We start from the raw sequence: 7,520 nt of genomic DNA, 5'->3' as shown, positions 1-7,520 counted from the left end.
GGCGAGCGCGGCGCGCACGTCGATCGCCTGCTCGGGATGCCAGGGCTCTCGACCGTCGCGCGTCCGGCCGACGGCCGCGGCGATCGCGACCCACGGGTCGAGGGGCGCCACCGGCGCGTCGGAGCCGAGGGCGAGCTCGACGCCCGCCGCCTGCAGCTCGGCGAGCATGAACGCGCGATCGGTGCGTCCGGCCCAGTACCGGTCGGCGACGTCGCGGTCGTCCATGGCGTGCTCGGGCTGCACGCTCGCGATGATGCCGAGGYGGGCGAAGCGCGCGACGTCGTCGTGGCGGAGGAGCTGGGCGTGCTCGACCGAGCCGCGGCATCCGACGGCCTCGAACGCGTCGAGCACGCGGGCGTTCGCCTGGTCGCCGATGGCATGCACGGCTGGCGTGAGTCCGCCCTCGTGCGCGCGCCTCATGTGCGGCACGAGCTCGTGGTACGGCACGGTGGCGATGCCGAACGGATGCTCGTGGCCCTCCAGGCCGGGATACGGGTCGAAGCACCAGGCGGTGCGGGTGTTCAGCGAGCCGTCGGTGATGACCTTCGCACCGCCCACGCTGACGAGGCCGCCGGTGCCCGGCACCGCGTCACCGGTGCGCAGGCCGCCATCGATCGCCCGTGCGAGGTGCTGCGGGTACACGCCGAAGGCCACGCGGAGCGGGAAGCCGCCGCCGGCTGCTCGCCGTGCCCAGTCGTCGCGGTTCCACCGCATCTCGTAGTCGGTCACGCCCACCACGCCGCGCGCTGCAGCTGCCGCGGCGGCGTCGCCGACCCAGCCGTCGAGCACGTCATCGGCGACGTCGTCGAGCTCGCGCACCAGGCGGAAGCAGTCGCCCTCGCGGAGGATGCCGTCGCCCGGCACCTCCACCCCGTGCCGACGGGCGGCCGCGGTGTTGATCCAGCACGCGTGGAGGTCGGCCGCGACGAGGACGACGGGAACGTCGCCCGACACCGCATCGAGCCCGGCGCTCGTCGTGGCATCCGCCCACAGCCCGTCGCGGTAGCCGAACCCGATCACCTCGGGCCCGCCGGCATCGATCGCCGTGCGGACGAGTTCGACCGCCGCGGCGGCGGACTCCACGCCCGTGAGCTCGAGCCGACGCGACACCATCGCCCACTGGGAGAGGTGCACGTGCCGGTCGTACAGGCCGGGCACGATCCAGCGGCCGGCGAGCGGGATGCGCTCGATGCGCGGGCTGTCGCCGCTGCCGACCGCGATCGGTGCCCCGTGCGGCACGACCTCGGCGACGACGCCGTCGGCGATCAGCACGTCGACGGCCTCGGGCGCACCGGGCAGCCGCGCGCCCTCGAGGAGCATGCGGCTCACGCGCGCGCCGCTCGGAGTGCCTCGTGCGTGCGGCGCATCTCGGCGGCGAGCGCCGGGCTCGCGCAGGGGCCGTCGCCCTCGAGCTCGGCGATGATGCGGTCGACCGTCTCGGGCGGCTTGTTCTGGCTCATCTTGTTCTTCGCGACGAATCGGGTGACCGGGATGCGTAACCCGACCGTGCCGGTGGCGATGCGGTCGGCGTAGGCCGAGTTCTCGGCGGTGCCGCGCATGCGCCGCGGCCCGGGCATCGGGTCCTCGAAGTGGTCGACCAGCGCCTCGAGCACGCGGAGGTTCTCGTCGGCGTCGAGCACCTCGGGCGTGCCGTAGAGGTGCGCCGTGACGAAGTTCCAGGTGGGCACGGCCGGGTTCGCGTCGTACCACCCCGGCGAGATGTAGCCGTGCGGACCCTGCACGATGGCCATCACCTCGTGGCGTCCGAGCTCGTGCACGACCTCGTCGGGCCGACCGACGTGGGTGAGCAGCACGATGCCCGAGGCGGTCTCGTCGAGGAGCACGGGGTAGTGCGAGGCGACGAGGCCCGCGGCATCCGTCATGCTGACGATCGTCATCCACGGGTGTTCGCGGATGAGGCGCTTGACGCCCTCCTCACTCGCGAGGGTGAAGCTGGGGTTCTGTCGCATCGGTCCTCCTCAGGCCTGGCAGTAGGGGCACCAGTAGAGCTTGCGGCCGGCCATCTCCTCAAGCACGATGTTCGTGCCGCAGACCCGGCAGGGCAGGCCCTCGCGCTTGTACACCCAGTGGCGGTCGGCGCGGTTCGCCATGGCCGCCCGCCACGCCTCGGGGTCGAGGTCGTCCATGGTCATCATCTGGCCGGTCTCCACGCCGATGGCGAGGAGCTTCGTCCAGTCGCGCCAGAGGTGCCGTACGTGCTCCTCTGGCACGGATCGGCCCGGCGTGTGCGGGTTCTGGCGCGCGCGGTAGAGCAACTCGGCGCGGTACACGTTGCCGATGCCGGCGACGACGTTCTGGTCCATGAGGAGCAGCCCGATCGGGGTGGCGCGCTTGCGCACGGCGCGAGTGAACCGCTCCTCGGCCTCGGGGCCGCCGTCGATGAGCGGGTCGGGGCCGAGCTTCGCGACCACCCGCTCGACCTGCGCCGGGTCGAGCACCTCGCACGCCGTCGGACCGCGCAGGTCGGCGCAGATCGTGTCGGTCAGCAGGCGCACGCGCACCTGGCCCACCGGCTCGGGCGGGAAGGTCTCGAGGCCGTTCCCCTCCTTCTCGGACTCCGACATGCGCAGCCGGGTGCGACGCGGGGCGCCGATCGACGTGAGCGAGTTCTCGCCCGCCGAGTCGAACACCACCGCGTCGGGCACCACGGCATCGGGGTTCGGGCCGTCGAGGAAGGTGCCCCGCTGGTTCGTCTGCCCCATGCGCCCGTTCGCCGACGCGATCGTCGCATCCGTGCGGATGTCGCCCGCGAAGTCCCATGCCCCGTATATGCCGAGGTGCACGCGCAGCCACACGTCGCCCTCGAAGCCGAGGAACATCTGCTTGCCGACCGCGCGCGCATCCGTCATCCGTCGCCCGTCGAGCTCGGCTGCGCCCACGGCGAAGCGGCCCTGCGGGCTCGATGCGTGCACGACGTGCCCGACGAAGTTGCGCTCGAACTGGCGGGTGATGCGGTGGACGGAGTGTCCCTCGGGCACCGGACCCCCTAGGCCTCGTTCGCCGAGCCGGCGACGCCGGCGCCCCGGGCCGCGTCGGCGTCGTGGTCGACGCCCTTGCCGGCGATGTCGCCCGTCGTCTCGTACTCGGCGAGCTGGGCGATGCGGCGCACGTGCCGCTCGTCGCCCGAGAACGGCTCGGCGATGAACGCGTCGATGTAGCGGATGGCCTCCTGCACCGTGTGCTGACGCGCGCCGATCGAGATGACGTTCGCGTCGTTGTGCTGGCGGGCGAGCATCGCGGTGTCCATGCTCCACACGAGGGCGGCACGGATGCCCCGCACCTTGTTCGCGGCGATCTGCTCGCCGTTGCCCGATCCGCCGAACACGATGCCCAGCGTGCGGACGCCCGCGGCCTGGTCGCGTGCGACCGCCTGCGCCGCGTTGATGCAGAACGCGGGGTAGTCGTCGAGCGGGTCGTACTCGGTGGGGCCGTGGTCGACGACCTCGTGACCGGCGTTGGTCAGGTGATCGACGAGCGTGCGGCTGAACTCGAGGCCGGCGTGGTCGGTCGCGATGTGGATGCGCATGGGGCCAAGTCTAGGGATTCGCGATCCACCGGATGGCGCGCCCGTGCGGCTGCGCCCAGGCCAGCTGCACGCCGTCGAGCGCGAGCACGAGGTCGCTGCTCTCGTTGTCGACGTCGTCGCGCACCCGGATGCCCGGCGTGACCGACCGCGCCTCGATCGACAGCCAGTGGCCGGGCAGCTCGCGCACCAGGTCGGCGAACCGCTGCCGTCCTGAGGAGTCGAGGTACATGAGCACGGCGGTGTGGAACACGACAAGGGTCGCCTCGGCCGGCACGTCGGCCGCGAGAGCCGCCAGCTGCTCGTTGAGGTCGCCGGCGACGATCCGCGGCGGATCGGATGCCGCGACCGCCGCCGCCGCGCGAAGTCGCTTTCGGCGGTCGTCGTGCTCCGGCCACACGAGGGCGTCGAGCCACGCGACATCCTCCGCGCTGCGCACGTCGAGCGGGTTGAGGTCGATCCCGCCGCGCCAGGCCACGTCGGGCAGCCGGTCGGGCACCGGCAAGGGCACGGGACCGCGGACCTCGCAGTCGAGCACCACCGGGCTCGGACCGTCGGAAGGGTCAAGCTGCGGATGCCCCGAGTAGCGGTAGCTGTAGCGGTCGGGATACAGGCAGAGACCGGCGGATGCCCCGACCTCGAGCAGCGCGATCGGCCCCTCGATCGCGGCGAGCGCCGGCACCTGGAGCGCGCAACGTCCGGCCTCGTTCGTCTGGGTGGCGTGGGAGAGGGCCGTCTCGCGCACGGCGGGCCAGTTCGCCGTGAGCCACTCGCGAAAGGCGGAGTACGGCCCGACGGGCGCCCCGTGGAACCGCGCGGCGGAGAAGACGAGGTTCGGCTGGCGCTTCGGCGACGGGAGCTCGTCGATGAGCGCGATCGCGGTGGGGTCGTCGGCGACGCCGGCAGCCCATGCCTCATAGGTCGCCGACATGCCGCGCGCCTCGACGTCGGCGAACACGCGGTATCGCTCGGAGGTCGATGCCGCGGCATCCGTGCTCTCGGCCATGGGGCCACCGTAGGGCGGGGGGCGAGGTGGGGTCAACGCCGCAATGCACGCGCTCGAGGACCGCACGAGGGGCTGCGGGGGCGGGGGCCCGCAGGGCTAGGCTGGGACACGTTGCCTGCGGCCACGAGCCGCGTCGATGACTGCAAAGGAGCGCACGTGCCCGGAGAGAACCTCACCCGTATCGAAGCTGAGGAGCGCGCGGCGCTCGTCAGCGTGCACGACTACGACGTCGTGCTCGATGTGACCACCGGTCCGGAGGTGTTCCGCAGCCAGACGACGGTGCGCTTCGCCGCGACCGAGGGGGCTTCGACGTTCATCGACGCCATCACGGCCGAGGTGCACTCGGTGACGCTGAACGGCGTCGCGCTCGATCCGGCCGAGGTCAGCGACGGCGTGCGCATCGAGCTGTCGGGCCTCGCGGCCGAGAACGAGCTCGTGGTCGTCGCCGACGGCCGCTACATGCACACGGGCGAGGGCCTGCACCGCTTCGTCGACCCCGTCGACGACGAGGCCTACCTCTACACCCAGTTCGAGGTGCCCGACTCGCGACGCATGTTCGCCGTGTTCGAGCAGCCCGACCTCAAGGCCTCGTTCCGCTTCACGGTGACGGCGCCGGCGCACTGGGAGGTCGTGTCGAACTCCCCCACGCCCGAGCCCGTCGACGCCCACGAGGGCGCGAAGACCTGGGCGTTCGAGCCCACCCCCCGCATCTCGAGCTACATCACGGCGCTCATCGCCGGCCCGTATGCCGTCGTGCGTGACGAGCTCACCTCGGCCGACGGCCGCACCATCCCGCTCGGCGTCTTCAGCCGCAAGAGCCTCTCGCAGTTCCTCGACGCCGACTACATCTTCGAGAAGACCAAGCAGGGCTTCGAGTACTTCGAGGCGAAGTTCGGCGTGCCCTACCCGTTCGCGAAGTACGACCAGCTGTTCGTGCCCGAGTACAACGCGGGCGCCATGGAAAATGCGGGCGCGGTGACGTTCACCGAGTTCTACGTGTTCCGGTCGAAGGTCACGGATGCCGTGCGTGAGCGCCGCGTCGTCACGATCCTGCACGAGCTCGCGCACATGTGGTTCGGCGACCTCGTCACCATGAAGTGGTGGAACGACCTCTGGCTCAACGAGTCCTTCGCGGAGTGGGCGTCGACCATCGCCACGGCCGAGGCCACCGAGTGGACCGAGGCATGGACGACGTTCAACTCGATGGAGAAGAGCTGGGCGTACCGCCAGGACCAGCTGCCCTCGACCCACCCGGTGGTCGCGACGATCAACGACCTCGAGGACGTGCTCGTCAACTTCGACGGCATCACCTATGCCAAGGGCGGCTCGGTGCTGAAGCAGCTCGTGGCCTGGGTGGGCGTCGACGCGTTCTTCCAGGGCGTCTCTGCCTACTTCCAGAAGCACGCCTGGGGCAACACGACCCTCGCCGACCTGCTCGCCGAGCTCGAGACCGCGAGCGGCCGCGACCTGTCCGACTGGTCCGGGCTCTGGCTCGAGACGGCCGGGGTGAACACGCTGCGTCCGGCCATCGAGACCGACGACGACGGCGTCATCACGTCGTTCGCGGTGCTCCAGGCGGCGACCGAGGAGCACCCGACGATCCGTCCGCACCGGCTGGCCATCGGCTTCTACAACCTCAGCGAAGGCAAGCTCGTGCGCGACCACCGCGTCGAGCTCGACGTCGACGGCGAGCGCACGGAGGTCGCGGAGCTGGTCGGCCTGCGCCGCCCCGACCTCGTCCTCCTCAACGACGACGACCTCGCCTACGCGAAGATCCGCCTCGACGAGGCCTCGCACGGCGTCGCCCTCGCGAACCTGTCCGAGATCGAGAGCCCGCTCGCGCGCGCCCTGGTCTGGAGCTCGGTGTGGGATGCCACGCGCGACGGCGAGACCCGCGCGAGCGACTACCTCGCCCTCGTGCTCGGCAACATCGCCAGTGAGACCGAGTCCACGACGCTGCGCATCGTGCTCGCGAACGCCGTGCTCGCCGCGAGCGCCTACGTCGCGCCCGAGCGTCGCGCCGACGCCCGGCGGTCCCTGGCCGACGGCTTCTGGCGCCTCGCGCAGGAGGCCGAGGGCGGCAGCGACGCCCAGTTCCAGTTCGTCATGAACTTCGCCGCGATCGCCGAGGCCGGCTCGCACGTCGACGAGCTCGCCGCACTGTACGACGGCTCGCTCGAGCTCGACGGCCTCGAGATCGACACCGACCTCGGCTGGGAGCTGCTCATCGCGCTCGTGGCCGCCGGTCGTGCCGGCGACGCCGAGATCGACGAGCGCCTCGCCGGCGACAACACGGCCACCGGACAGCAGTCCGCCGCGCACGCCCGCGCCGCGATCCAGACGATCGAGGGCAAGGAGCGCGCGTGGTCGTCGCTCATCGACGTCGACACCGCGACCAACACGGTGGTGCGCGAGACGGCCGAGGGCTTCCTCCGCGCGAACGACCCGGCGCTGCTCGAGGCATTCGTGGAGCGGTACTTCGGCATGCTCGAGCGCATCTGGGAAGAGCGCAGCTACGCGATCGCCGAGAAGCTCGTCGACGGGCTCTACCCGTCGCCGCTCGCGAGCCGCGCGCTCGCCGACGCGAGCCGCGCCTGGCTCGACGCGCACCCCGACGTGCCCGCGCTGCGGCGCCTCGTGATCGAGCGCCTCGCCGGCGTCGACCGCGCCCTCGTCGCGCAGGAGCGTGACGCGCAGGACGCGTAGCGCTCCACGTTCCGGCTTCCGGGGCGGTGGCGGTGGTACTCCGGTACCACTGCCGCCGCCCCGGAACCGTTCCCGGGGCCGATGTGTGCGCGACGCGGCATCCGTAGCGTCGAAGGCATGATCACTGCAGCAGGACTCACCAAGCGATTCGGGGCGAAGACCGCCGTCGACGACCTCCACTTCACCGTCCACCCGGGCCGCGTCACCGGGTTCCTCGGCCCGAACGGCGCCGGCAAGTCGACCACGATGCGCATGGTGGTGGGC

General features: G+C 71.7%; 7 protein-coding genes. 2 read left to right on the top strand and 5 right to left on the bottom strand.

The genetic code is table 11. The features are described 5' to 3' along the window. The 5 genes from AC1DY2_RS11990 to AC1DY2_RS11970 form a co-directional block, all read right to left on the bottom strand. On the bottom strand, positions 1 to 1,320 hold a 1,320-nt coding region (locus tag AC1DY2_RS11990), incomplete at its 3' end, for an amidohydrolase (protein ID WP_476762637.1). A 5-nt stretch (positions 1,321 to 1,325) separates the two neighbouring features. Beyond that, positions 1,326 to 1,970, bottom strand: coding sequence for an FMN-binding negative transcriptional regulator (locus tag AC1DY2_RS11985; RefSeq protein ID WP_476762635.1), 645 nt, complete (start codon positions 1,968 to 1,970; stop codon positions 1,326 to 1,328). 9 nt (positions 1,971 to 1,979) lie between these two features. Further along, positions 1,980 to 2,999: an Fpg/Nei family DNA glycosylase gene (locus tag AC1DY2_RS11980; RefSeq protein ID WP_476762634.1), complete on the bottom strand. Its 1,020-nt coding sequence runs from the start codon at positions 2,997 to 2,999 to the stop codon at positions 1,980 to 1,982. An 8-nt stretch (positions 3,000 to 3,007) separates the two neighbouring features. Next, a complete protein-coding gene (locus tag AC1DY2_RS11975) occupies positions 3,008 to 3,547 on the bottom strand; it encodes a ribose-5-phosphate isomerase (protein WP_476762633.1) in 540 nt (179 codons plus the stop codon). A gap of 10 nt (positions 3,548 to 3,557) precedes the next feature. Further along, the gene (locus tag AC1DY2_RS11970) at positions 3,558 to 4,550 is read right to left on the bottom strand and encodes a DUF2332 domain-containing protein (protein WP_476762632.1); all 993 of its coding nucleotides are present in this window, start codon (positions 4,548 to 4,550) and stop codon (positions 3,558 to 3,560) included. 156 nt (positions 4,551 to 4,706) lie between these two features. On the opposite strand from AC1DY2_RS11970, the gene pepN reads away from it, so the two are divergent. Continuing rightward, entirely contained in the window at positions 4,707 to 7,256 is a 2,550-nt protein-coding gene (gene pepN / locus AC1DY2_RS11965; protein WP_476762631.1) for an aminopeptidase N, read from the top strand. A gap of 117 nt (positions 7,257 to 7,373) precedes the next feature. After that, positions 7,374 to 7,520, top strand: a 147-nt coding sequence (locus tag AC1DY2_RS11960; RefSeq protein WP_476762636.1) for an ATP-binding cassette domain-containing protein, incomplete at its 3' end; no start/stop codon positions are given.

The sequence above is a fragment of the Agromyces sp. P1_H4 genome, assembly GCF_056405255.1.
Note: the sequence above shows the minus strand (reverse complement) of the source record. Positions and strands in the feature narration are given on the sequence as shown.